At 61.6% G+C, this 23,495-nt stretch carries 23 protein-coding genes; 13 read left to right on the forward strand and 10 right to left on the reverse strand.

The window, feature by feature from the left end; all coding sequences use genetic code 11:
• Positions 1–3: 3 nt before the first annotated feature.
• The 6 genes from dnaN to LB519_RS02640 all read right to left on the reverse strand — a co-directional run bounded on the left by dnaN (position 4) and on the right by LB519_RS02640 (position 7,306).
• Positions 4–1,122, reverse strand: coding sequence for a DNA polymerase III subunit beta (dnaN, locus tag LB519_RS02615; RefSeq protein ID WP_013527877.1), 1,119 nt, complete (start codon positions 1,120–1,122; stop codon positions 4–6).
• 303 nt (positions 1,123–1,425) lie between these two features.
• A complete protein-coding gene (gene dnaA, locus LB519_RS02620; RefSeq protein ID WP_224618575.1) occupies positions 1,426–2,901 on the reverse strand; it encodes a chromosomal replication initiator protein DnaA in 1,476 nt (491 codons plus the stop codon).
• A 925-nt stretch (positions 2,902–3,826) separates the two neighbouring features.
• Positions 3,827–4,093: a 30S ribosomal protein S20 gene (gene rpsT / locus LB519_RS02625; RefSeq protein WP_013533694.1), complete on the reverse strand. Its 267-nt coding sequence runs from the start codon at positions 4,091–4,093 to the stop codon at positions 3,827–3,829.
• A 182-nt stretch (positions 4,094–4,275) separates the two neighbouring features.
• Positions 4,276–5,049: an enoyl-CoA hydratase gene (locus LB519_RS02630; protein ID WP_027161752.1), complete on the reverse strand. Its 774-nt coding sequence runs from the start codon at positions 5,047–5,049 to the stop codon at positions 4,276–4,278.
• A gap of 132 nt (positions 5,050–5,181) precedes the next feature.
• On the reverse strand, positions 5,182–6,072 hold the full coding sequence (gene mutM / locus LB519_RS02635) for a bifunctional DNA-formamidopyrimidine glycosylase/DNA-(apurinic or apyrimidinic site) lyase (protein ID WP_127370237.1): 891 nt from the start codon (positions 6,070–6,072) through the stop codon (positions 5,182–5,184).
• Positions 6,065–7,306: a phosphopentomutase gene (locus tag LB519_RS02640; RefSeq protein ID WP_224618577.1), complete on the reverse strand. Its 1,242-nt coding sequence runs from the start codon at positions 7,304–7,306 to the stop codon at positions 6,065–6,067. The genes mutM and LB519_RS02640 overlap by 8 nt, the downstream gene beginning before the upstream one ends.
• 308 nt (positions 7,307–7,614) lie before the next feature.
• Between LB519_RS02640 and LB519_RS02645 the strand changes: the two genes are divergently transcribed.
• The gene (locus LB519_RS02645) at positions 7,615–8,535 is read left to right on the forward strand and encodes a phosphate/phosphite/phosphonate ABC transporter substrate-binding protein (protein ID WP_224618712.1); all 921 of its coding nucleotides are present in this window, start codon (positions 7,615–7,617) and stop codon (positions 8,533–8,535) included.
• Positions 8,536–8,569: 34 nt separating this feature from the next.
• Here the strand turns inward: LB519_RS02645 and LB519_RS02650 are convergent, their stop codons facing one another.
• The 3 genes from LB519_RS02650 to LB519_RS02660 form a co-directional block, all read right to left on the reverse strand.
• Positions 8,570–9,163, reverse strand: a complete 594-nt coding sequence (locus LB519_RS02650; protein WP_024503193.1) for a TadE/TadG family type IV pilus assembly protein — start codon at positions 9,161–9,163, stop codon at positions 8,570–8,572.
• A 38-nt stretch (positions 9,164–9,201) separates the two neighbouring features.
• Positions 9,202–9,783, reverse strand: a complete 582-nt coding sequence (locus LB519_RS02655; protein ID WP_063169998.1) for a TadE/TadG family type IV pilus assembly protein — start codon at positions 9,781–9,783, stop codon at positions 9,202–9,204.
• A gap of 137 nt (positions 9,784–9,920) precedes the next feature.
• Positions 9,921–10,343 (reverse strand): pilus assembly protein N-terminal domain-containing protein, encoded by a 423-nt coding sequence (locus tag LB519_RS02660; RefSeq protein ID WP_013533687.1) that lies wholly within the window; start codon positions 10,341–10,343, stop codon positions 9,921–9,923.
• 334 nt (positions 10,344–10,677) lie between these two features.
• Between LB519_RS02660 and LB519_RS02665 the strand changes: the two genes are divergently transcribed.
• From LB519_RS02665 to LB519_RS02705, 9 genes are all read left to right on the forward strand, one after another.
• On the forward strand, positions 10,678–10,860 hold the full coding sequence (locus LB519_RS02665) for a Flp family type IVb pilin (protein WP_224618579.1): 183 nt from the start codon (positions 10,678–10,680) through the stop codon (positions 10,858–10,860).
• A gap of 171 nt (positions 10,861–11,031) precedes the next feature.
• Positions 11,032–11,550: a prepilin peptidase gene (locus tag LB519_RS02670; RefSeq protein ID WP_224618713.1), complete on the forward strand. Its 519-nt coding sequence runs from the start codon at positions 11,032–11,034 to the stop codon at positions 11,548–11,550.
• A gap of 214 nt (positions 11,551–11,764) precedes the next feature.
• Complete coding sequence (gene cpaB, locus LB519_RS02675) at positions 11,765–12,577, forward strand: Flp pilus assembly protein CpaB (protein WP_013533684.1); 813 nt, start codon at positions 11,765–11,767, stop codon at positions 12,575–12,577.
• Positions 12,574–14,094, forward strand: a complete 1,521-nt coding sequence (locus LB519_RS02680; protein WP_013533683.1) for a type II and III secretion system protein family protein — start codon at positions 12,574–12,576, stop codon at positions 14,092–14,094. Before cpaB ends, LB519_RS02680 begins: the two co-directional genes overlap by 4 nt.
• A gap of 14 nt (positions 14,095–14,108) precedes the next feature.
• Positions 14,109–14,846 carry a CpaD family pilus assembly protein gene (locus LB519_RS02685; RefSeq protein WP_013533682.1) on the forward strand — a complete coding sequence of 246 codons (738 nt, stop codon included), beginning with the start codon at positions 14,109–14,111 and terminating at the stop codon, positions 14,844–14,846.
• 38 nt (positions 14,847–14,884) lie between these two features.
• Positions 14,885–16,174 (forward strand): CpaE family protein, encoded by a 1,290-nt coding sequence (locus LB519_RS02690; RefSeq protein ID WP_013533681.1) that lies wholly within the window; start codon positions 14,885–14,887, stop codon positions 16,172–16,174.
• A gap of 29 nt (positions 16,175–16,203) precedes the next feature.
• The gene (locus LB519_RS02695) at positions 16,204–17,703 is read left to right on the forward strand and encodes a CpaF family protein (protein WP_013533680.1); all 1,500 of its coding nucleotides are present in this window, start codon (positions 16,204–16,206) and stop codon (positions 17,701–17,703) included.
• A gap of 29 nt (positions 17,704–17,732) precedes the next feature.
• The gene (locus LB519_RS02700; RefSeq protein ID WP_013533679.1) at positions 17,733–18,746 is read left to right on the forward strand and encodes a type II secretion system F family protein; all 1,014 of its coding nucleotides are present in this window, start codon (positions 17,733–17,735) and stop codon (positions 18,744–18,746) included.
• A gap of 9 nt (positions 18,747–18,755) precedes the next feature.
• Entirely contained in the window at positions 18,756–19,778 is a 1,023-nt protein-coding gene (locus LB519_RS02705) for a type II secretion system F family protein (RefSeq protein WP_013533678.1), read from the forward strand.
• Between the two features lie 90 nt (positions 19,779–19,868).
• Here the strand turns inward: LB519_RS02705 and LB519_RS02710 are convergent, their stop codons facing one another.
• Complete coding sequence (locus LB519_RS02710; RefSeq protein ID WP_013533677.1) at positions 19,869–20,690, reverse strand: tetratricopeptide repeat protein; 822 nt, start codon at positions 20,688–20,690, stop codon at positions 19,869–19,871.
• A gap of 116 nt (positions 20,691–20,806) precedes the next feature.
• Between LB519_RS02710 and LB519_RS02715 the strand changes: the two genes are divergently transcribed.
• The 3 genes from LB519_RS02715 (at position 20,807) to LB519_RS02725 (ending at position 23,481) form a co-directional block, all read left to right on the forward strand.
• Positions 20,807–22,171 carry a leucyl aminopeptidase family protein gene (locus tag LB519_RS02715; RefSeq protein WP_224618581.1) on the forward strand — a complete coding sequence of 455 codons (1,365 nt, stop codon included), beginning with the start codon at positions 20,807–20,809 and terminating at the stop codon, positions 22,169–22,171.
• A 72-nt stretch (positions 22,172–22,243) separates the two neighbouring features.
• Positions 22,244–22,594 carry a MarR family winged helix-turn-helix transcriptional regulator gene (locus LB519_RS02720; protein ID WP_013533675.1) on the forward strand — a complete coding sequence of 117 codons (351 nt, stop codon included), beginning with the start codon at positions 22,244–22,246 and terminating at the stop codon, positions 22,592–22,594.
• Between the two features lie 26 nt (positions 22,595–22,620).
• Positions 22,621–23,481: a C40 family peptidase gene (locus tag LB519_RS02725; RefSeq protein ID WP_224618714.1), complete on the forward strand. Its 861-nt coding sequence runs from the start codon at positions 22,621–22,623 to the stop codon at positions 23,479–23,481.
• The last annotated feature ends 14 nt before the right edge of the window (positions 23,482–23,495 follow it).

The following is a 23,495-nucleotide window of genomic DNA, read 5'->3' on the forward strand; positions in this document are numbered from 1 at the left end:
CCGCTACACGCGCATCGGCATCAGCACATAGAGTGCGGTCTCGTCGGCCATGTCGTGGATCAGCGTCGGCGAACCGGCATCCGCCAGCATGAACTTGGCCTCCGTGCCGGTCAGCTGCGCGGCAACGTCGAGCAGGTACTTGGCGTTGAAGCCGATCTCGATCGGATCGGATGAATAGTCAGCGGACAGTTCTTCGGTGGCGCTGCCTGAATCCGGATTGTTGACCGCAAGCGTCACCTGACCCTCGCTGATCGACAGCTTCACCGCGCGACCGCGTTCGGAAGAGATGGTCGAGACACGATCGACGGCGGCGGCAAAGCTCTGGCGGTCGATGATCAGCTTCTTGTCGTTGCCTGTCGGAATGACCCGCTGATAATCGGGGAAGGTGCCGTCGATCAGCTTCGAGGTCAAAACCACGCTGCCGATGGTGAAGCGGATCTTGGTGTCCGACAGTTCGGTGGTCACCGCAACATCCGGATCGTCGACAAGCTTCTGCAGTTCGCTCACCGTCTTGCGCGGAATGATGATGCCCGGCATGCCCTCGGAACCCGCCGGCGCGTCGATCTCGGCGCGCGCCAGGCGATGGCCGTCGGTCGCCACCGAGCGCAGCTTCAGCTTGCCGCCGACCTCATGCGTGTGCAGGTAGATGCCGTTCAGGTAATAGCGTGTCTCCTCGGTGGAGATGGCGAACTGGGTCTTCTCGATCAGGCCTTTCAGGGCAACCGAGTCGAGACGGAAGATATGCGAGAAGGATCCGGCCGAAAGCTCCGGGAAGTCGGATTGCGGCAGGCACTGAAGGCGGAAGCTCGAGCGGCCGGACGTCACCGTCATGGCGTTGCCGTCCTCGTCCGTCTTCAGCATCACCTCGGCGCCATCGGCGAGCTTGCGCACGATGTCGTAGAGCAGATGTGCCGGGACCGTCGTCGCCCCGCCGCGCTCCACCTTGGCGGGCGTCGCTTCGGTCACCTCGAGGTCGAGATCGGTTGCCTTCATTTCAAGGCTGGCGCCTTCGGCGCCGAGCAGCACGTTGGACAGGATCGGTATGGTGTTTCGCCGCTCGACCACACGATGGACGTGGTTGAGCGACTTCAGGAGATTTGACCGTTCCAGGATAACACGCATGACGAAACAGGCTCGCTTGAATGAATGACGGGTCACCAGTGAGCGGCGTCCCGCGAAAGGTCTGAATAGGCTCAGAATCTGCGTAAACTGACAGGAAAAAACCAGCAAACGCAAGCCCGCGCCGCCGGTTCAGGCCGGCTACGCGGGCTTTCTGGGGATAACGCGCCCGAAGTCCGCGAGCCAGTGTCGAAAAACCGAAATCCAGATCGCTTCCAGGCGATGCCACGAGCCCGATGCAGGCCCGGCGCCGCACTGGCAAGCCATTGAATTCCGGCGTTGTTTCGGTTCGGCCCTCCCGGAGGGTCAGGCCTGATCGTTGATCAGCCGCCTCAGAAGCTCAAGTTCCTGCGCCAGCGTGTTGTCGTTGCCGGAAAGGTCCTCGATCTTGCGCACGGCATGCAGCACCGTGGTGTGATCGCGGCCACCGAAACGCCGTCCGATCTCGGGTAGCGAGCGCGGCGTCATCACCTTCGACAGGTACATGGCGACCTGCCGCGGCTTGACGATGGTGCGCGTGCGCCGGTTGGACAGCAATTCGGTCTTCGACACATTGTAGTGACGCGCCACGATGCGCTGGATGTCCTCGATACGGACACGCTTCGGCTCACCTGTGCGATAGATGTGGCCGAGGATTTCGTCGATCCGGTCGATGGTGATCTGCGGCTCGAAGGATTGACGGAACAAAAGCTGATTGAAGGCGCCTTCCAGCTCGCGTCCGCTGCCGGTCACGGTGCGGGCGACGTGATTGAGGATCTCCTCCGAAATGTCGAGGGATGCGTCGTCGCTCCTGGCCGTGGCAAGGCGCAATTTGAGCATGCCGAGGCGCATGGCGAAATCGGGCGCCGACATTTCAAGCGCGACACCGCCATTGAGGCGCGAACGGACCCGCGGTTCGAGCGATTCCAGTTCCGATGGTGGCCGGTCGGCAGCGACGACGACCTGCTTGGCGCTGTCGAGCAGCATGTTGATCAGGTGGCAGAATTCATGCTGGATCGACTTGCCCTGCAGGAACTGCATGTCGTCGATGATGAGCAGGTCGATGTCGCGCAGCTGCTCCTTGAGCGTCAGAGCGTTGTTGTCGCGGATCGCGGTGGCAAAGCGCCACATGAAATACTCGGCCGTGAGATAGACGACGCGCGACTTGGGGTTCTGCTTCAGCGATTCCGCGGCGATGGCCTGTAGCAAATGGGTCTTGCCGAGCCCGACGGTTGCGTGAAGGAAGAGCGGATTGAAGCGCACCGCGCTCGATTGCGATTCCGCCACTGCCTTGGCTGCGGCGAAGGCCACCCGGTTCGACGGCCCCTCGATGAAAGAGCCGAACGTGTAGCGTGGATCGAGCGGTGACCCCAGAACGTTGTGGCGGAATTCGCTCTCGACGGGTGTGCCCGGACGCGGAGTCGATGCGCGCTCCACCCGGCTGGGGCTGACTGTGCCTGCGGCAAGCGCCGTCTGCGTCTGCCGTGTCACCTTGCTGCGTGCCGGCGTTACCTCTGGCTCGGCCTGGGCGCGTCCCTGACGGGTTGCCGTGCGCACGACGATGTCGATCTTGAGAAGATCGGGATCCTCCTGCTTCCACAGTTCGGAGATGAGGTCGAGATAGTGGCCGTTGATCCATGAGCGCAGGAAGGCGGTAGGCACCGAGATGCGGACAATGCCCTTGGAAGCCTCGGCGACTTTCATGCGGCCAAACCAGCTCGAATAGACTTCGGTTCCCAGGCGCGCCTTCAACTGGGTCTTGACCCGGTCGAATTTCTGTTCCGCGTCGCTGGACACCGCCATGTCGTTTGCTCCGATCAAAGTTCCAGGAAATGGGAGGTCGCCCGTAAGTTCCCTTTCGATGCCGCTCTGCATGATCTTTTCCTTGTCCTTCCGTACCTGTTTTCCGCCGGGGATGCGCCTCCTGCATCCGGTTCCGGCGACCTAAGTCTTTGCTACGATGTCCGCTGCCGCCGCCGGCAGGTGAACGTCGCCCATTATCCGTGGGAACCGGTGCCGGCCCATGGAAGCCAGTCCGCGTTGGGTATGTCAGGGCAATACAACACCGTCCGGCGAAAAGAGCGCCGGCGCGCCGTCTACCTGCCATGTCTAGTTACGCCAGTCCCCTACCGTATCGAAAAAGACAAACCAAAGCCGTCCGCGGACTTGATCCGCGTTGCAAATCCCGCCAATTTAAGCTGGCCGATTCAGGCTTGGGTTAAGAGCCAGAGCCCGTCCCTTTCGATAGATCGACACTACCGAAATCGCTGTGGATAGGGCAAGGCCACGTCTAACGGATTTTTAAGGAATCTGGTTAGTGGAGGCGGGTTCGAGTGGCATGCCGCGACGGCACATTTTAACAAAGCCATTGTGATTCAAACCCTTTTCCGGCGAATATGAAAAACCGGGCGCTGACAGAAATATTCTGAAATAATTCGCTTGACAGCGACTTCTCCCCGATCGGGCCAGTCCGGTGTGGACAAGCTGTGGATCACCATCTGTAAGCGTTTGAAAAATATAAGCTATTTTTGACAGCCAAGAATCATTAGGCCGGCGATTTTCAAGCGTGCCGATCAACAGCAGGCATGCATATGCCGGCAAACTATTCCCTATTGTGAAATCCGCATAAGACGCCGTTTCCGGACATTCTTTTTAAGTGCTTGCCGGCAAACGAAAAAACCCGGCACAAACGGCCGGGTTCGAAGAACGTCAGTCTAGGCAAGTAATGTCAGGCCGACAGTACCTTGACCCGCTGAGCCAGTCGCGACACCTTGCGGGACGCCGTGTTCTTGTGAATCACGCCCTTGGTTGCGGCGCGCATCAATTCCGGTTCCGCGATCTTGAAGGCAGCCTGTGCGGCAGCCTTGTCACCGGAGGCAAGCGCCTCTTCGACCTGGCGGATATAGGTGCGGACGCGCGAGCGACGGTTCTTGTTGATCGCTGCGCGGCGGACGATCTTGCGCGTTGCCTTTTTGGCCGAGGATGTATTGGCCATGATGCCTCTCTTCTGATCTGGTCGGCGCATGCGGGATGCCGCAGGGCGCAAAAAACAAACGGGCTGCCACGGGGCCGCCTCGGTTGGTGCGGCTTATAGTTCAGCTTTTCCGGCGCGTCAACGCTGCCTGGCCTTCTTTTTGGCGGCCAACAGCCATCTTCTTCGAAGCCAAGGGATTGGCGTCAGCGGTTGGTGAAATTCGGCTTCCGCTTCTCGGCAAAGGCCGCCATGCCTTCCTTCTGATCGTCCAGTGCAAACAGCGAGTGAAACAGCCGGCGCTCGAACCGCAATCCCTCGGCAAGCGTCGTCTCGAAGGCGCGGTTGACAGCTTCCTTTGCCATCATCACCGATGGCAGCGAGAAAGCGGCGATCTTGGCCGCGGCCTTCAGCGCCTCCTCGACAAGTTCGCCGGCAGGCACGACCCGCGACACCAGGCCAGAACGCTCGGCCTCGGCGGCATCCATCATCCGCCCGGTCAGGCACATGTCCATCGCCTTCGACTTGCCGACGAAGCGGGTCAGCCTTTGTGACCCGCCCATGCCTGGAATGACGCCGAGCGTGATCTCGGGCTGGCCGAACTTGGCCGTGTCGGCGGCGATGATGAAATCGCACATCATCGCCAGCTCGCAACCGCCGCCGAGTGCATAGCCCGCCACCGCCGCGATAATAGGCTTTCGCGCCCGCGTCAGTTCCTCCCAGCCGACGAAGAAGTCTTGGGCGTAGGCGTCCGCATAGGAGATGGACTGCATCTCCTTGATATCGGCGCCCGCCGCGAAAGCCTTTTCGGAACCGGTGATGACCATGGCGCCGATACCGGGATCGGCGCTGAACCCGTTCACGGCTGCCACCACCTCGGTCAGGATCTGGGAGTTCAGCGCGTTGAGCGCCTGCGGCCTGTTCAGCGTGATCAGCCCGACCTTGCCGTGCGTCTCGGTGATGATCGTCTCATAGGTCATGGCTGCTTCTCCTTGCTTACGCTCGTCTAGAGCGGTTCATCGTTTCACGGAAACGCAGAACCGCTCCATCTCCTTGTCTTGATGCAATTTCGGACGGAAAACCGCCCTCGCTTTTCCTGGAATTGCTCTGACTCATCGCTGGCATGTCCGGCAATAAAAGGTCGATCGGCCGCTCTGCACGATACGCTCGATGTGGCCGCCGCAACTGGGCTTGGAGCAGGCCTCGCCTTCGCGGTCGTAGACGGCGAAGGCGTGCTGGAAATAGCCCAGCGACCCATCGGTCTGCATATAGTCCCGCAGTGAGGAACCGCCGGCTGCGATCGCATCCGATATCACCGAACGAATGGCTTGCGCGAGGTGTTCGCTTTGGGCCTGGGCTTTCTTTCCGGGCCTGGCGATCGTGCCCGCCTCGCGCAGCGGCGACAGGCCCGCACGCCACAACGCCTCCGACACATAGATATTGCCGAGCCCGGCGATCAGCCTCTGGTCGAGAAGCGCTGCCTTCAGCGGTGATCTCCGCCCCTTCATCAATGAGGAAAGCAGCGCACCGTCCAATGTGTTGCCCGTAGGCTCGACACCAAGTCCAGCCAGCATCGGATGAACGTCCGGCAGTCCTTCCGCAAACAACATGAAGCCGAAGCGGCGCGGATCATTGAAGATCACGCGCGATCGGGTACCGGCCGGAGACACGACATGGAAGACGACGTGGTCGTGATTGGAGCTCTTCGAGCGGTCGTGCCGGAAGATGCCGGGCATGTCGCTGCCATCGGCCGTCTCGATGCGGAATGAGCCCGACATGCCGAGATGGCAGATCAGCGCGGGGCCGCCTTCCAGGTCCATCGTCAGATACTTGGCCCGGCGGCCGAGTGCCGTGATCGTCTTGCCGGCCAGTCGCTGCGCGAATTTCTCGGGAAATGGAAAGCGCAGATCCGGTCGGCGCGCCTCGACGCGGGCGATGGTGGCGCCTTCCAGAACCGGCTGAAGTCCGCGCCGGACGGTTTCGACCTCCGGTAACTCAGGCATGACCGCCGATCGCCGCATAGAAAGAAGTGCCGTAGCGTCCGGGCGCCAGCCCGAGATGCTCGGCCACGGTTTCGCCGATGTCGGCGAATGTCGTTCTCAGTCCGATGTCGCCGCTCTTGAGACCCGGTCCAGTGCCGATCACCGGAACCCGCTCGCGCGTGTGATCGGTCCCGGCCCAGGTAGGGTCGTTGCCGTGGTCGGCCGTCAGGATGAGAAGATCGCCCTGCCGCAGCCTCGCAAATGCCTCCGGCAGCCGCAGGTCGAAGGCCTCGAGCGCTGCAGCATAGCCCGCGACATCGCGGCGGTGACCGAATTCGGTGTCGAAGTCGACGAAATTGGCGAAGACGAGGTCACCGTCGCCGGCATCATCCATCGCACCCAGCGCTTCGTCGAACATCGCCATGTTGCCTGCCGCCTTGCGCACTTGCGAAATTCCGCGATGGGCGAAGATGTCGCCGATCTTGCCGACGGCGATGACACGGCTGCCACGCGCCGTCAGCCGGTCGAGCAGGGTCGGTTCCGGCGGGGGCACGGCGTAGTCATGACGGTTGTATGTCCGCTCGAAAGTGGCGGTGGTTTCGCCGACGAACGGCCGCGCGATCACCCGTCCGATCCTGAGCGGGTCAACCAGCCTGCGCACCACCTGGCAGAATTCATAAAGCCGATCGAGGCCGAAATGGACTTCATGCGCGGCGATTTGCAGGACCGAGTCGACCGACGTGTAGCAGATCGGCTTGCCGGTCCGGATGTGTTCCTCGCCGAAGCGCTCGATGATTTCGGTGCCCGGCGCATGGCAATTGCCGAGAATGCCCGGCACCTTGCCTTCGCGGATCATCGCCTCGGTCAGTTCGGCCGGAAAGGCGGGAACCGTATCCGAGAAATAGCCCCAGTCGAGGCGCACCGGCAGGCCGGCGATCTCCCAATGGCCCGACGGCGTGTCCTTGCCGCTCGAAACCTCCTGTGCGGCGCCGTGAAAGGCAGTTGGGAGCACATCCGTCCCGCTGCTGGCAAAGCCCAGCCCCGTTGCGGTTTCGGCAGCCTTGCCAAGCCCGAGCGAGGCCATATGGGGGACAAACAGCGGTCCACTGCGAAGCCCTTCGCGATCCGCGCGGCCCTCTGCACAGGCTTCTGCGATGTGCGCGAATGTGTTGGCGCCGGCGTCGCCGTAGCGGTCGGCGTCGGCCGCTCCACCGATGCCGAAGGAGTCCAGAACGAAGAGGAAAGCGCGTGCCATCGAGTTGTTGCCAGTTTGACCGACCAGACATAGGGTTCCGCGACTTCATTGGCAATTCGGAAACCAAACGGCAACGGCTTGGCGTGATAGTCTGGTGCATGTCGCCCAAAAGTGCGCAGCGGTTTTGGGATAACGACATGCACAAACAGAGATGCATGTCGCCCAAAAGTGCGCAGCGGTTTTGGGATAACGACATGCACAAACAGAGATGCATGTCGCCCAACGGTGCGCAGCAGTTTTGGGCTGCGATATACACAAATGCTCCGGGCATGGGCATGAATCGAGGACAACAGACCGTGGTTCCTGTCATGAGGGTTGCGCTGAAGACTTATGCTGCTCTCATGCTGGCGCAGGTCGCGCTCTGGTCAAATCCGGCGCATGCCGACTGGCGCGACGATATCGGCACGTTTCGCATCGGCATCGTTGCCGAGCCAGGCGCCGGCAACTCCGTTCCGGGGCTGGCACTGTTGACCGACGCCTACACCAAGGCCTTGGGCATGAAGGTCGAGTTTGTCGTTGCCCGCAACTATGCCGCGCTGATCGAGGCGCAGGCCAATGCCCGCATCGAATATGCGATCTATTCGGCCACTGCATATGCGACGGCCTCGCAGCGCTGCTTATGTATCGAACCGCTTGTGGCTCCGGTCGATTCAGACGGCGCGATCGGCATCCGCTCGGTTCTGCTGACGCGGGACGGCAAGCTTCCCGACCTTGCGGCGATGGACAGCCATCGTATCGCCATGGCGCCTCCTGACAGCGTCGGCGGTTCTCTCTTGCCATTGGCGGCGTTGGCGGCGGAAGGCCGCAAGATCGCGGAAGATGCACCGTTTCTGGTCCATGCCGATTCGGCCGAGGCGGCCGAGACGATGCTGGTCGACGGCAAAGCCGATGGCCTGTTCGGCTGGGTGGCGGCCGCTACCGACGGCCCGCGAGAACCGTCGGGCACGCAGGCCAGGTTGGAGGCGGCAGGGGTCTCAGTGACGGCGCTTCGGATCGTATGGACGTCGGGCCTGTTGAGATACGGCCCGCATGCGGTCCGCAGCGATCTCGACCCCGAAGCCAAGCGCCGGCTTGCCGTGTTCCTCACCAACCTCAAGTCGACGACGCCCGATATCTACGATCTCCTGGAATCGAAACATTCCGGCGGCTTCGCTCGTGTGGCGCCAAAAGACTACGAGATGGCCGCTGCTATCGTGCGCTTCGTTTCGGACCGTGGGCCGCAGCAGTAGCTGGAGCGGCCTGCGCACGCCTGGCTGCCTCTGTTCAACAGTCGCTGCAAGAGATCGCCACGCTTCTGCGGGGGCGCAGAAAATAGGTTTCGCCCATCTTTATCTGGTTGAAAGCAGAGGTCATTGTAAGCTCGATAACCGGCTTGTAGACGAGATTGCTTTCGACGCGAATGAGAAACGTGTTGGCGACCTTGAGCGACGCTGGGACTGTTGTCTCGGTGGTCGCGGCTGCGCCAGGGCTGGCGACGCCGGCTACCAATTTGCGTGACCACACCACCAGTGCCTGCGTCGCATCGGCCGAGACCTGGATTGCCGTGATGGTGATGGTCGGGTTTGAGCGGTTGTAGGGCTGAAGGGTGACGCTGCCTATCTGCATGATGGCGTCGACATCCGCCTTGAGGACGCTTGTCTGCTGAGTGACGAGATCGGCCACCATGCTGCCGATGCGACTGACCTTCTTGCTGGTCTCGATGGCTTGCGACGCTTCCATTGTGAGGAAATACATGATCAGCAGAATTGGCATGATCAAAGCGAATTCGACCGCCGCGATGCCGCGGCGATCGGACCAGAACAGACTTGCTTTCCGCCAAACTCCCGTAATCATAAGATGTGCCCCCGCACGCATCATGCCCATTGCCCTTTTCTTATACTGCTCGTGCATTCCGCTCAGTTGTCGAACGGTTCGTTCTGCCAGGTCACCGATGCGAAGTGCAGCGTCTTGTTGCCGCCCATCGATTTGGCCAGCAGGTCGGTCATGATCGGCCATTTGTAAAAGACCCGCAGCATGTTCCTCGACTCCGCCGCACCCGCTGTCACTGAAAACGACTGGGTTGCGGTGCCTTTCGTCAATACGACATCGCCGTTCTGGATCTTGAAGCCGGCCGTGGCCGCATCGGCGAACGATGTATATTGGCGAAGATCCACCAGCAGTTGATTGGGACAATCCTGGGAAACGATGATCTGCAGTTTTGTGCAGATCATGTCCCGCAAGTTGGTTCCGGCGACGTCAACCGCCCTCAATTGGCCGGTGCGAAGCTTGCGCGCGACATCGTCGGTGATGTTGGCCATCACTTCCTGCGCGGCAAACGAGATGCAGCTTTCCAGAATGGCGAAGACAAGCAGCGCGAAGGGGACTGAAAGGATCGCGAATTCGATTGCCGTGGCGCCGCGCCGGTCACGAAGAAAGCGGGCGAAAAACCTTGGGCATCTCACTTTGTGGTCGCCTGCGCGGCCGTATCCCTTGCTCATGTCCGATCCTGCCGATCTCTATGCGGTCTCGGAAGGACCATTAACGCAAACCGATTGAGGTCCGGTTTGGATGATCGTTAAAGTCGGGGCAGGCCTCTTAACCGGCCAATAACCGCATCGGCAGCCGATCACGCCACCTATCGGCTGACGCTCATCTCCGCCTCGGAAGACTTCTCCGCTTCGCTCTTGTAGGAGCTTTCGCAATACGGCGTGCAGGACATCGTCTGGATTTCGGCACGCCGATAGATGCGCACCGACGAAGCAGCCTGCCGCACGACGGTTACCTGCTCATCGACGATGGGACTGCCGTCGGTATCGAGCACGACCAGATTGGTGACGCCGAAACCTTTGCCGGTGAGCACGATCGTCGAAGCGTCCTGCACGGAAGCGTCGGCGATTGCCGGGTTGCCGACCACGATGGTATCTGCGGGACGCGACAGTTTGACGATCTTGGCCTGGTTCATCGTGACCTCGATGCCGGCGCCGGCCATGGCGGGCGCGACGAAGCTCGAGACGGCAAGAAGCGCGGCAATCAGGATTGACGATCTCGGCTGGGCCATTGAGGCGCTCCACGCAGGCGGACTGATCAACGGAACATGAACGAGATTGGTGAACCAACGGTTAAGCCTGCGATGTTGCCAATCCTGCAATGGCCGACAAGGGCGCCCCGCGAGGCGCGGTCCAGTCGGGGCGCAAGCCTGCCAAACCCGGGACTGGAAGGCGCGGCGGTACTTTAGCCCGAAGTTAACCACGCAATATGTTCGAACCGGGAAAGGAATCGGTAAGGCTGTTTCTTAAGCCGATCGAAAGAGCTTCTCCCTAGATTGGCAGCATCCGATCAACCATCACAGAAGTTGACGGAAGTGCTGTAACACGTGGAGTAGGAGCTCTCGAATGTCTAATCTCATCGCACGTTTTGTGAAGGACGAATCCGGCGCGACCGCTATCGAATATGGTCTGATCGCCGCTCTCATCGCGCTCGCCATCATCACTGGCGCCGGCACGCTCGGCAATGCGCTGAATGCCAAGTTCACCAACATTGGCAGCACCCTGAACAACGCGCCGAGCGGCAGCTGATCGGCTTATCGCCGAGCACTTGCATCGCATTTTCTGGAAAGGGCCGCCGCGTGGCGGCCCTTTTTATGCCGCTGCCAATATAGGTCGTCTTTTCGTTCCTGGCCTCATCAATCGTTAATCGAACATATCTTAGTTTGAGCCCAATAAAATCGGACAATAGGCGTGGCGCCGATGCTTGAAGCCCTGATCTTCGTCGTCTTTCCGTTCTGCATGCTGTTTGCCGCGATCTCCGACATGCTGTCGATGACGATCGCCAACCGCGTGCCGGTGCTGCTCGTCGTCGTTTTCGCGCTGGTCGCGCCCCTGACAGGCATGGACTGGGCAGCCTACGGCGGACATTTCGCCGCCGGCGCCCTGGTCTTGGCCGTGACGTTCGGCCTGTTTGCAATGGGCGGCATCGGCGGCGGCGACGCCAAGCTTCTGGCCGCCACCGCGATGTGGATGGGCCTCAATATCAATCTCGTCGAATATCTTGTCGCGTCGACAATCATCGGCGGCCTGCTGACGCTCGCGATCCTCCTCTATCGGAAGTCGCTGCTTGCGGCCGTTACCGGCCAAAATCCGTTTCTGCGCCATTTCGCCGACGAGGCCAAAGGTGTTCCCTATGGCGTCGCGCTCGGCCTTGGCGGGTTGCTGACCTATCCGGATTCGCCTTTGATGCTATGGGCGCTTGCCAGGCTGGCGGCTTGAGTACGACCTTATTTTATTGTCTGTCGGCATTGCAGAACCCTCCGTTCTCAACAGGGTCGGCCCGGCTGTTTTGGCCGGTCCGGCTATAGTCCGGCTAATTTATGTAAACCTTAAATTAATCACGATCGTAAGCATTACATTAACCTTGTTTTGACGATTGCCGCTGCAAAGTCCGGCTTGGCTACGTGGTTTGCCAGGGCAAGGGTTCGGACAGATGCCAGCATCGCGATTGATAATTCTGAGCGTGGCGGTGGCCGCGGCGGGTGGCGCTGGCTATGTTGCGAAGAACATGGTGGCACCGCCACCCCAGGTCGTCGTCGATTCCGCTCCCCAGGCCCCGGCAGTGGCACTCCAGGATGTGCTTGTGCTTTCAGGCGACGTTCCGATGGGCAGCCCGATCCAAAACAACATCGCTTGGCAATCCTGGCCCGCCGATGGCGTCAACGCGAATTTCATCACCCGCACCGCCGAGCCCGAGGCGCTGGACAAGCTGAAGGGTTCCATTGCCCGTGTGGCGATGTATGCCGGAGAGCCGCTGCGGCGCTCCAAGCTGATCGGCGAGGGGCAGAGCTTCATGTCGTCGATCCTGCCTTCCGGCATGCGGGCGGTCGCCACGGCCATCTCGGCCGACACGTCGGCCGGCGGCTTCATTCTTCCCAACGATTTCGTCGACGTCATCATGACCCGCAGGGCCGATGCCGCCAGCGGTGCCGCCGGCTTCAACACCGAGACCATCCTCAAGAACATCCGCGTCCTGGCCATTGACCAGACCATTCAGGAGGACGAGGAAGGCAAGAAGACCAGGGTGGGCCAGACCGCCACGCTGGAACTGACGCCCAAGCAGGCAGAGATTATCACCGTCGCCCAGCAGATGGCGGATCGCCTGACCCTGGCGCTGCGGGCGGTCGCGGACACGCAGGAAAAGAATGTGGGTGAGGCCGACTATCTCGTTTCCGGCAATGGCCGCAGGGGAACGGTGAGGCTGATCAAGTCGGGCGAAGTTTCCGAAGTGGGAGCAAGGAAATGAAGCTAGGTGGCAAACTGCCGGCAATCGTAGCCGCGGCATTCGGCCTGCTGCTCGTCGGAACGAATGTGCAAGGCAGCGTCGTCGAGGCAAAGAACGCGCAGGTCACGGCATCGACGGCCACCCAGCGCGTCAAGCTCGGCCTCAACAAGTCGGTGGTCATCGACCTGCCGAGCGATGCCTATGACATTCTCGTCGCCAACCCGGCGGTTGCCGATGCGGTGACCCGCACCGCAAGGCGCATCTATCTGTTCGGCAAGGCGGTCGGCGAGACGAACATCTTTGTCTTCGGCCCCAATGGCGAGCAGATCGTCAGTCTGGACCTGGCCGTCGAGCGCGACGTTGCCGGCCTTGAGGATTATATCAGGCGCTTCCTGCCGACGTCGGCTGTCAAGGTGGAACTGCTGAACGACAACGTCGTTCTCACAGGAACCGTGGATACCCCCCTGGATGCCAAGCGCGCCGAACAGTTGGCGAACATGTTCGTGTCGGGTGGTGAAGCGACGACGGGACAATATTCGCAGACCGCGGCTGGCGGCTCGGCCCAGAGCGGTGTCGACATCAACAATCCGGACCAGGAGCGCCGCACCAGCCAGATCGTCAACCTGATCCAGATCATTGGCGACGACCAGGTCACGCTGAAGGTCACGGTCGCCGAAGTCAGCCGCTCGGTGATGAAGCAGCTCGGCGTCAACATGGTTGGCAGCGGCGGCAGCAACGGCATTAGTTACGGCGCAATCAGCGACAACTTCACGGGTCTCGGCAAACAGCTGTCGAATTCCGGCTTTCAAATCGGCGCTTCAGGACTGCAGGCTTATGTGAACGCTATGGAGCAGTCCGGGGTGATGAAGACCTTGGCCGAGCCGACCTTGACGGCTGTGTCGGGCGAGAAGGCAACCTTCAAGGTCGGCGGTGAATACAATATGGTCACGGGTGTCTCGGCAAATGTATCGCAAGACAACCAGACCGGCCTGAAGACCTACAGCGTCGAAAAGATCGAGTACGGCATCGGCCTGGAATTCCAGCCGGTTGTGTTGTCTCCCGGCCGCATAAGTTTGAAAGTCAGGACGTCGGTTTCCGAGCCGACAACCGAGGGATCCGTATCGTTCTCCTCAGGCGTGACGAGTCCCGGCATGAATGCCCTGTCGCTGCGCAAGCGCCTTGCCGACACAACGGTGGAATTGCCATCCGGTGGCTCCATGATGATCGCCGGCCTGGTTCGCGACGATGTCAGGCAAGCCGTCAACGGATTGCCTGGATTGACAAAGATCCCGGTGCTTGGCGCGCTCTTCCGCAGCAGGGATTTCGTGCGAAACGAGACCGAGCTCGTCATCATCATCACGCCCTATCTGGTGAAGCCGGTGGCGCGCAACGACCTTGCCAAGCCGGACGACAATTTCAACGCCGCCAGCGATGGCGCCGGCATGTTCCTTGGCCGCGTCAATCGCGTCTACGGCACCATGCAGACCGACAAGCCCAATGGCCGCTACCACGGCGTTGTCGGCTTCATCTACAAGTAAGCGGGGAAGCGGACATGTCTCAGTCAGCATTGAAGGCAAGCACCATCGCCGCAACGACCCGTCTCGGCCGTTCACGGGTCTGCCGGCGAGCCGTTCCTGTCCTGGCGGTTGCGGTGGCGGCGCTGCTCGCCGGCTGCGCCCAGCGCGACAGCATCACGGTCGGCGCCATTCCGGACGATTACCGCACCAACCATCCGATCGTCATCGCCGAGAAGAATCAGAAGATCGACCTGCCTGTCGGCGCCGGTGACCGCGGCATGACCGGCTCCCAGCGCGATACGCTTCTTGGCTTCCTGGATGGCTATGACAGAAGTGCCGCCCCGACGCTGACGATCCAGGTCCCGAGCGGATCGGCCAACGAGGTCGCCGCGACCACGGCGGCCCGCGATTTCGCCCGGCTGGCGGTTGCCAGCGGCATCAAGCGCAATCGGATTGTCGTGACCTCCTATCAGTCCGCCTCCGCCGAAGCCTCTGCCCCGATTCGCGTTGCTTATATCTCGGTGAAAGCCCAGACCGATAAGTGCGGCCGCTGGCCCGAAGATCTTATGGAGACATCGGAGAACAAGCACTATGCCGACTTCGGCTGCTCCTATCAGAACAATCTTGCCGCCCAGATGGCCAATCCCGCCGACCTGCTCGGCCCGCGTAAATCTGCCAATATTGATCCGGCAAATCGTAGCCAAGCCATCGATGTTTACCAAAAGAGAGGCATTTCGGAAGAGTTCCTCGGCAATTCGGAAGTGACGTACTGAGCCGCAAATCTCGGATAGAACAGGCCACGGGAGAGAGCATGACGATGAGCAACCTTGCCTACGACGCCCCGGTGGACGGCAGCGATACCTCGCAGCAGGACATCGCCGCGATGCAGGCGTTGCGGCCGATCCCGCGCATCTCGATCCAGGCATTCTGCGAGACCGAGGGTGTTGCCAACCCGGTCGAGCGCGCCGGCGAGGACCGTCGCATGACGAAGGCGCATCTCAAGGTCCACATGGGCGGTGTTCCCACTGCCATCGAATTCTACCAATCGGCGCCGACGCCCAATCTGATCCTGCTGGAATCGCGCAGCGAGCCCAAGCAATTGCTGGAACAACTCGCCCAGCTTTCGGAATATTGCGATCCGACGTCGAAGGTGGTGGTGATCGGCCACTACAATGATGTCGGCCTCTACCGGGAACTCATCCGCAACGGCATTTCCGAATATGTGATCGCTCCGGTCTCGATGGCCGACATCGTCAGCGTGGTGTCGTCGATTTTCATCGATCCGGAAGCCGAGCCGCTCGGCCGCTCGATCGCCTTCGTCGGCGCCAAGGGCGGTGTCGGCTCCTCGACGATCGCCCACAATGTGGCTTGGGCGATGTCCTCCCTGTTCAAATCCGAAGTGGTCGTCGCCGATCTCGATCTGGCTTTCGGCACCGCCAACATCAATTTCGACCAGGATCCGGCGCAAGGCATCGCCGAGGCGGTGTTTTCACCGGAACGCATCGATGAAGTCTATCTCGACCGGCTGCTGACCCAGTGCGCCGAGCATCTGTCGCTGCTGGCGGCGCCTTCGACGCTCGAACGGGTCTATGATTTCGATCCAGAGGCCTTCGTTCAGCTCATCGACACCGCCCAGCGCAGCGTGCCGCTTCTGGTGCTCGACGTCCCCCATGCCTGGACGGGCTGGACCAAGAACACCTTGGTCAAGGCCGACGAGATCGTCATCACCGCGACACCGGAACTTGCCAATCTGCGCAACACCAAGAACCTCATCGATATGCTCAAGCGGCTTCGTCCCAATGATCCGCCGCCCAAGCTGATCATCAACCAGGCCGGCGTCCCGAAACGCCCGGAGATTTCGCCGGCCGATTTCGCCGAGCCGCTCGGTCTGTCGCCAATGTCGGTCATTGCTTTTGATCCCTTGCTGTTCGGCAATGCTGCCAACAACGGACGCATGCTTGGCGAAATGGATGCCAAGAATCCGATCGTCGCAATGATCAACGAAATGGCGCATGTGCTGACCGGGCGCAGCGAAATCAAGATCAGGAAGAAGGCCGGGCTCGGCAGCCTGCTCGGCAAGCTCTCGCGCAACAAGAAGTGACGCTTCAGCAGTGGAATCGGTAGTCGATCATGTTTGGTAAAAGAGGCAGCGACGACGGCAACCGGTTCACGCCGGAATTTCGCCAGCCAGCACCGGCGCCTGTTGCGCCACCGGCTGCAGGTTCCGTGGACACGGCGGTTCTGACACGGCCCGCGGCGCCAAGCGCGCCTGTCGCGCCGCCGGCGCGCCGTGCGGTCGAGGCACCGCCATTGGCGCCTGAGCCGAAGCGGGCACAGCGCGAAAAAAGCGAAACCTATTACGATACCAAGAGCCAGGTCTTCTCCGCACTCATCGACACCATAGATCTGTCGCAGCTTTCCAAGCTTGATCCTGAAAGTGCGCGCGAGGAAATCCGCGATATCGTCAACGACATCATCGCGATCAAGAACTTCGCAATGACGATCGCCGAGCAGGAAGAGCTGCTCGAGGACATCTGCAACGACGTGCTCGGCTATGGGCCGCTCGAGCCGCTGCTCGCCCGCGACGACATCGCCGACATCATGGTCAACGGCTCCAGGAACGTCTACATCGAGGTCAACGGCAAGGTCGAACAGACCGGCATCCGCTTTCGTGACAACCAGCAGCTCCTCAACATCTGCCAGCGCATCGTCAGCCAGGTTGGCCGCCGCGTCGACGAATCCAGCCCGATCTGCGACGCGCGCCTCCCCGATGGCTCCCGCGTCAACGTCATCGCGCCGCCGCTCTCCATCGATGGCGCCACGCTCACCATCCGCAAATTCAAGAAGGACAAGCTGACGCTCGACCAACTGGTCAAGTTCGGCGCCATCTCGCCGCAGGGCGCCGAAGTTCTCAAGATCATCAGCCGTGTTCGCTGCAACATCGTGATCTCGGGCGGTACCGGTTCGGGCAAGACCACGCTGCTCAATTGCCTGACCAACTATATCGACCGCGAGGAGCGCGTCATCACCTGCGAAGACTCGGCCGAGCTGCAATTGCAGCAGCCGCATGTGGTGCGCCTCGAAACCCGCCCGCCCAATCTGGAGGGCGAGGGTGAGGTGACGATGCGCGACCTGGTCAAGAACTGCCTGCGCATGCGGCCCGAGCGCATCATCGTCGGCGAAGTGCGCGGACCCGAAGTGTTCGATCTTCTGCAGGCGATGAACACCGGCCATGACGGCTCGATGGGCACGATCCACTCGAACAGCCCGCGCGAATGCCTGAACCGCATCGAATCCATGATTGCCATGGGCGGTTATTCGCTGCCGCAGAAGACAGTGCGCGAAATCGTCGTCGGTTCCATCGACGTGATCATCCAGGCAGCGCGCCTGCGCGACGGATCGCGCCGCATCACCCACATCACCGAGGTGATCGGGATGGAAGGCGACGTTATCATCACGCAGGATATCGTCCTCTACAACATCAAGGGTGAGGACGCCAACGGCCGGCTGTTGGGTGAGCACGTATCGACCGGCATCGGCCGTCCGCATTTCTGGGAGCGTGCACGCTATTACGGCGAGGAGCAGCGTCTCGCCATTGCGCTCGAGGCGATGGAGAAACGCGCTGACTGACGTCTGCTGGGGTGTAAGGGTTCGGGCCAATGTTTGGAATTGACGGCACAGTACTGGCGTTTGTCGTGCTCGCCGGCTTCAGCGCCGGCGCCGTCGCTTATGCATTTCTGTTCACCCGGATCAGCAACGAGAAACAGGTCGGCAAGCGGCTCGAAACAATCAGGACCGCCGAGACGGATCGCTCCGTCGTCAAGGCCTCGCGCGACCGCGTGGCGGAAGCCGCCAAGCGGCGCAAATCGGTTCAGGATTCTCTCAACGAACTCGACGCCAAGCAGAAAACCAAGGACAGCCGCGTCAAGAAGCCGCCGCTGAAAGCCCAGCTTCGTCAGGCCGGCCTCAAGACCACCATCGAGCGTTTCTATATATATTCCGCAATATGCGGCATCGTTTTGACAATGGCCGCTTTCGTGGCCGGAGCCCCGCTGATCGCCTTGCCGGGCGTGCTGCTGGCCGGGGGGCTGGGCCTGCCGCGCTGGTTCGTCACGTTTCGCCGCGCCCGCCGGGTCAAGGCATTCCTCAACGAATTTCCAAACGCGCTCGACATCATCGTGCGCGCGGTCAAATCCGGCCTGCCGCTGAACGATGCCGTGCGCCTGATCGCCAACGAATCGCCCGAACCCGTAAAGACCGAGTTTCGCCGCATCGTCGATTCACAGCAGATGGGCCTCTCTATCCCCGACGCGACCTTGCGCATGCCCGAAACCATGCCTTGCACCGAGGCAAGCTTCTTCGGCATCGTTATCCAGATTCAATCGCAAGCCGGCGGCAATCTCTCCGAGGCGCTGGGCAATCTTTCGCGCGTGCTTCGCGATCGCAAGAAGATGAAAGCCAAGGTCGCGGCGCTGTCGATGGAAGCGAAGGCATCCGCCGCGATCATCGGTGCGCTGCCCTTCATCGTCGCCTTTCTCGTCTACCTGTCGAGCCCGGCCTACCTGATGCCGCTGTTCAACACCAGCGTCGGAAACCTGATCCTTGGTTGCTCTGCGGTCTGGATGTCGATCGGCATCCTGGTGATGCGCAAGATGATGAACTTCGAAGTCTAGGATGCTGGCATGACCGAGCAAGTCATCAAGACCCTGACGGATCCGAGCTTCCTGATCGCGATGCTGGTCGCGATAGCGGTGTTTGCGACCGTCTTCACCTTGCTGCCGGCGTTTGGCGGAAACCAGCTCAAGTCACGCATGAAATCCGTTGCGCTGGAGCGCGACGAACTGCGTGCGCAACAGCGCGCCCGGCTTGCGGTCGAGGCCGACCGCCGTCGCAAGGGCTTGCGTGAGGAACAGTCGATCGGCATGCGCAACATCGTCGACCGCCTGGATCTGAGACGCGCGCTCGCCGATGAAGGCACCTTGCAGAAACTCAAGGTGGCCGGTTTTCGTGGACAGAATCCGCTGACGCGGTTTCTTTTCTTTCGTCTCGTGCTTCCTTTTGTCGGTTTCGCGCTGGCCGCAATCTACATCTTCGTGCTCGGAGGACTGCCCGACAAGCCATTGGTCATCAGGCTGTTCGTCTGCATCCTCGTTGCTTACGGCGGCTTCTACGCGCCGGTCATCTACGTCAACAACCGCGCCACCAAGCGCAAGCAGTCGATCCAGATGGCATGGCCGGATGGGCTCGATCTGATGCTGATCTGCGTCGAATCGGGCATGTCGGTGGAAGCAGCATTGCGCAAGGTCGCCGACGAGATCGGCGCGCAATCGGTGGCGCTGGCGGAAGAGTTCATCCTCACCAATGCCGAGCTTTCCTATCTGCCGGAGCGCAAGCAGGCCTACGAGAACCTGGCAAGCCGCACCGGCCTGGATTCGGTCAAGTCGGTGTCGCAGGCGCTCGTCCAGGCCGAGCGTTACGGCACGCCGGTGGCGCATGCACTGCGCGTGCTTGCCGCCGAAAGCCGCGACATGCGCATGAATGCGGCCGAGAAGAAGGCGGCCGCCCTGCCGCCAAAACTCACCGTGCCGATGATCCTGTTTTTCCTGCCGGTGCTTTTCGCCATCATCCTGGGTCCCGCCGGCATTCAGGTCAGCCAACGCGGTATCTTCGGCGATCATGCGGCGCCGGCAACAAACGCCCAGTAGCGGCAAGGCAAATTCCTGCAGTACACTTCAAACGAAGAGGCCGCGCTGCATGCAGCGCGGCCTCTTCGTTGGGGCATCGGAATTGTGGTCTCAGTTGGTTGCGGATTTCGGCTTATCCTGGTCCTTGAGCTGGCTCCAGGCGTTCTGTTGGGCCAGCATCTGCCTGAGATAGGCGACATTTGCCTGCGCCTGTTCGGGCGACAGTTCCTGCGAGGCGATCTTCTCGGCCTCGTCGAACCGGCCTTGCAGGCCGACGACCAGCGCCAGGTTCTGGCGGACCCGGCTGTCCGCATTCGGCTGTTGCGCGGCCGAGCGCATATAGGTTTCGGCGGTGCGCAGATCACCTTCCAGCACATACGACATGCCAAGATTGGAGAGCACGGAAGGCTCGTTCGGCTTGAGGTCGAGCGCCTTGCGGTAAAGCTGGCGCGCATCGTCCTTCTGGCCGGTCTGGTCGAGAATGGCCGCTTCCGCCGACACCAGCCTCCAGTCGGGATATTCCGGTGTCTGAGCGCGACGCACGGCGTCGAGCGCCGCCTCGAACTGGCCATTGGCGGCCAGCGCCTTGCCATAGGAGGCAAGCACGTCACGATCCTTGGGCAAAGCGATGGCGAGTTTGCGCATCACGGCCAGCGACTGGTCGGCGTCGCCATCCATCTGTAGCGCCGCCGCATAGTTCGTCGCTATCCGCTTGTCGTTGGGGTTCTTCGCGTAGGATTGGCCAAGTGCACCGGTGGCATTGTGCAGTTCGCCGGCCGACATGCTTTCAAGCGGTTTGCCGCTGGTGCGTGCGATAGAGCCGGTGGAGAGCTTGTCGGTTCCGCAACCGGCGACGCCCGCCGTCAGCGCCAGCACAAGAGCCATGGTGATGAGCCGTTTTCCCCTGATATTGATCCTGCGGTTGGTCGGCATGGCACCCTAAGCCTCCATTCATGCGCGGCCATTGCGTGGCCGTCTTCCCTCTCGCAGAAATATTCTGTTAACCCTAACGGACGGTTAAGAACGGCGACTCACACGGAGAACATCGCATGCCTGTCGAACTCGTCGGGAAGACATTGCCGGGCGCGTTGCCGGTCCATCTGGTCGCCAGGGACGGTCTGGACGCGGCCGGTCTTGCGCCGGCCGCCATCGCCTGGGCCAGGGCCAACGGCTTTTCCGGCGAGGCAGGCAGGACACTGGTCGTGCCCGGCGAAAACGGGGCGCTCGGCGGCGCCTTGTTCGGTATCGGCGATGGCGAAGGCGCGCTTGCCCTCGGCGCATTGTCGAAAGCCTTGCCGGAAGGCGACTGGCATTTCGCCTTGGCGCCGGCCGAGGCCGAACTCGCGGCGATCGCGCTGCTGCTCGGCGGTTATGTCTTCACCCGCTACGGCAAGAAGCCAGGCAGGGCGCTGCGCTTCGGCCTGGCGGCCGACATCGATGCCGGGCGCGTTCGCCGCATTGTCGATGGCGTCTTCCTGACACGCGATCTGGTCAACACGCCGACCAGCGATATGGGTCCGGAAGATTTGGAGCAGGCGGTGCGGACCCTGGCCGCAAGGCACAAGGCCGAAGTCTCGGTGATCAAGGGTGACGATCTCCTCGACCGGAACTTCCCGATGATCCATGCGGTCGGCCGTGCGTCGACCAGCGCACCGCGCTTGATCGACATGCGATGGGGGCAGCAAGACGCGCCGAAGGTGACGCTGGTCGGCAAGGGCGTCTGCTTCGACACGGGCGGCCTCGACATCAAGCCATCGTCCGGCATGCTGCTGATGAAGAAGGACATGGGCGGTGCCGCCAATGTCCTTGGCCTCGCCTCGATGATCATGGCTGCCGGGCTGAATGTGCGGCTGCGCGTGCTCATTCCCGCGGTGGAAAATTCGATTGCCGGCAACGCCTTCCGGCCTGGCGACGTGCTGGTGAGCCGCAAGGGCATCACTGTCGAGATCGGCAACACGGATGCCGAGGGACGGCTGGTGCTGGCCGACGCGCTGGCGCTGGCCGACGAGGAGGAGCCGCAGCTTCTGGTCGACATGGCGACGCTGACCGGGGCTGCCCGTGTCGCGCTCGGCCCCGATCTGCCACCGTTCTACACCGGCGACGAAACGCTGGCATCCGATCTGGCGGAGGCTTCCGTCGCGACGGAGGATCCGCTGTGGCGCATGCCGCTGTGGCGGCCCTACGATGCAAAACTGTCGTCGAAGATCGCCGACATCAACAATGTCACCACGGACGGTTTCGCCGGCTCGATCACAGCGGCGTTGTTCCTGAAGCGCTTTGTCGAAAAAACCGCGGGCTGGGCGCATTTCGACATCTTCGCTTGGAATCCGGCTGATCGTCCGCATGGCCCCGCCGGCGGCGAGGCACAGGGCATCCGCGCGCTGGAGCGGATCATCGCGAAACGCTATGGCTGACAGTCGCAGGCGAAAGACGGCAATCGCTTTGACTGAAACGGAACCGAAACAATTTGCCGTCATGCTGGCGCGATGTCGATTGCGATGCGCCCGAGCCAGGCCTTGCGACTGTGGCAGCAGGTGATGCTGTCGCAGGTGCGCGACGACGCGCCCGATCTGACCATGCGCCAGACGGCAATCCTGTTCACCATCTATCTCGATCCGCCGCCGCACACCGTGCGCGGGCTCGCCGCCCGGCTCAATGTCACCAAGCCGGTGATCACCCGCGCCCTTGACACGATGGGCGCTTTGAAACTCGTCTCGCGCCATCGCGACGAGCTCGACAAGCGCAATGTTCTGATCAGGCGCACGGTCGAGGGCGCGCTCTTTGTCGAGCGCTTCGGCGATGGTATCATCGCCAAGGCGCTCGAACTGCCGATGTGAGCGACCTTTTCAACAGAGTGCTCGATTTGACTGCCAGGGATGCCCGCCTTCACGCTTTTCGCTCCGACCTTGCCGATGCACGGCTGAAGGGTGAGGTCGCCGCTGACCGCTTCGTCGCCGGCCGGCCGGCGCGGGTCATCGCGTCAGTGGCCGATATGCGCAAGGCGCCGCGGGCGGATGCCGGCGTCAACACGCAAGCCCTGTTCGGCGACGATGTCCTGGTCTTCGATGTCGCTGAAGGCTGGGCCTGGGTCCAGGCCGAACGCGACGGCTATGTCGGCTATGTCGCCGACACGATGCTGGGCAAACGGGACCATACGCCGACGCACATCGTCTGCGTGCCGCGCACCTTCCTCTATCCCGCGCCGGATCTGCGCTTTCCGATCGCCGGACAATTGTCGATGGGATCGACGGTGACAGTGACGGAGGCGGCCGAGACGCGCGGTACGCACTATGCGGTCCTGCCGTCCGGCGAGGCGCTGATCGCAGGTCACCTGCGGCCGCTCAGTGAAGCTGCCTCCGACTATGTCGCGGTTGCCGAGGCGTTTCTAGGAACACCCTATCTCTGGGGTGGCACTTCCGGTTTCGGCATCGACTGTTCGGGGCTGGTGCAACTGGCGATGCGCATGGCCGGCAGAGACGTGCTGCGCGATTCCGACATGCAGGCTGCGGCCCTTGGCGAGCCGCTGGAACCGGGACCTGATTTCTCCGGTTTGCGACGCGGCGATCTGGTGTTCTGGAAGGGCCATGTCGCCGTGATGACCGATGCCGACACGATGATCCACGCCAACGGCCACACCATGCTGGTGTCGCGCGAAGGCCTGAAGGATGCGGTTGATCGCATCGGTTATCTCTATGGTGGCCCGAGAGGGTTCAGGAGGCCGTAGCCTTTCTTCCTTCG

Origin of the sequence: Mesorhizobium sp. AD1-1, assembly GCF_020164655.1 — a bacterium.
GTDB lineage: Bacteria > Pseudomonadota > Alphaproteobacteria > Rhizobiales > Rhizobiaceae > Mesorhizobium > Mesorhizobium ciceri.

Bases quoted from the DNA above. Each gene is read 5' to 3' on its own strand.
- dnaN (WP_013527877.1), bottom strand. From the start codon at position 1,122: ATGCGTGTTATCCTGGAACGGTCAAATCTCCTGAAGTCGCTCAACCAC.
- dnaA (WP_224618575.1), bottom strand. From the start codon at position 2,901: ATGGCGGTGTCCAGCGACGCGGAACAGAAATTCGACCGGGTCAAGACC.
- rpsT (WP_013533694.1), bottom strand. From the start codon at position 4,093: ATGGCCAATACATCCTCGGCCAAAAAGGCAACGCGCAAGATCGTCCGC.
- LB519_RS02630 (WP_027161752.1), bottom strand. From the start codon at position 5,049: ATGACCTATGAGACGATCATCACCGAGACGCACGGCAAGGTCGGGCTG.
- mutM (WP_127370237.1), bottom strand. From the start codon at position 6,072: ATGCCTGAGTTACCGGAGGTCGAAACCGTCCGGCGCGGACTTCAGCCG.
- LB519_RS02640 (WP_224618577.1), bottom strand. From the start codon at position 7,306: ATGGCACGCGCTTTCCTCTTCGTTCTGGACTCCTTCGGCATCGGTGGA.
- LB519_RS02645 (WP_224618712.1), top strand. From the start codon at position 7,615: ATGAGGGTTGCGCTGAAGACTTATGCTGCTCTCATGCTGGCGCAGGTC.
- LB519_RS02650 (WP_024503193.1), bottom strand. From the start codon at position 9,163: ATGATGCGTGCGGGGGCACATCTTATGATTACGGGAGTTTGGCGGAAA.
- LB519_RS02655 (WP_063169998.1), bottom strand. From the start codon at position 9,783: ATGAGCAAGGGATACGGCCGCGCAGGCGACCACAAAGTGAGATGCCCA.
- LB519_RS02660 (WP_013533687.1), bottom strand. From the start codon at position 10,343: ATGGCCCAGCCGAGATCGTCAATCCTGATTGCCGCGCTTCTTGCCGTC.
- LB519_RS02665 (WP_224618579.1), top strand. From the start codon at position 10,678: ATGTCTAATCTCATCGCACGTTTTGTGAAGGACGAATCCGGCGCGACC.
- LB519_RS02670 (WP_224618713.1), top strand. From the start codon at position 11,032: ATGCTTGAAGCCCTGATCTTCGTCGTCTTTCCGTTCTGCATGCTGTTT.
- cpaB (WP_013533684.1), top strand. From the start codon at position 11,765: ATGCCAGCATCGCGATTGATAATTCTGAGCGTGGCGGTGGCCGCGGCG.
- LB519_RS02680 (WP_013533683.1), top strand. From the start codon at position 12,574: ATGAAGCTAGGTGGCAAACTGCCGGCAATCGTAGCCGCGGCATTCGGC.
- LB519_RS02685 (WP_013533682.1), top strand. From the start codon at position 14,109: ATGTCTCAGTCAGCATTGAAGGCAAGCACCATCGCCGCAACGACCCGT.
- LB519_RS02690 (WP_013533681.1), top strand. From the start codon at position 14,885: ATGACGATGAGCAACCTTGCCTACGACGCCCCGGTGGACGGCAGCGAT.
- LB519_RS02695 (WP_013533680.1), top strand. From the start codon at position 16,204: ATGTTTGGTAAAAGAGGCAGCGACGACGGCAACCGGTTCACGCCGGAA.
- LB519_RS02700 (WP_013533679.1), top strand. From the start codon at position 17,733: ATGTTTGGAATTGACGGCACAGTACTGGCGTTTGTCGTGCTCGCCGGC.
- LB519_RS02705 (WP_013533678.1), top strand. From the start codon at position 18,756: ATGACCGAGCAAGTCATCAAGACCCTGACGGATCCGAGCTTCCTGATC.
- LB519_RS02710 (WP_013533677.1), bottom strand. From the start codon at position 20,690: ATGCCGACCAACCGCAGGATCAATATCAGGGGAAAACGGCTCATCACC.
- LB519_RS02715 (WP_224618581.1), top strand. From the start codon at position 20,807: ATGCCTGTCGAACTCGTCGGGAAGACATTGCCGGGCGCGTTGCCGGTC.
- LB519_RS02720 (WP_013533675.1), top strand. From the start codon at position 22,244: ATGTCGATTGCGATGCGCCCGAGCCAGGCCTTGCGACTGTGGCAGCAG.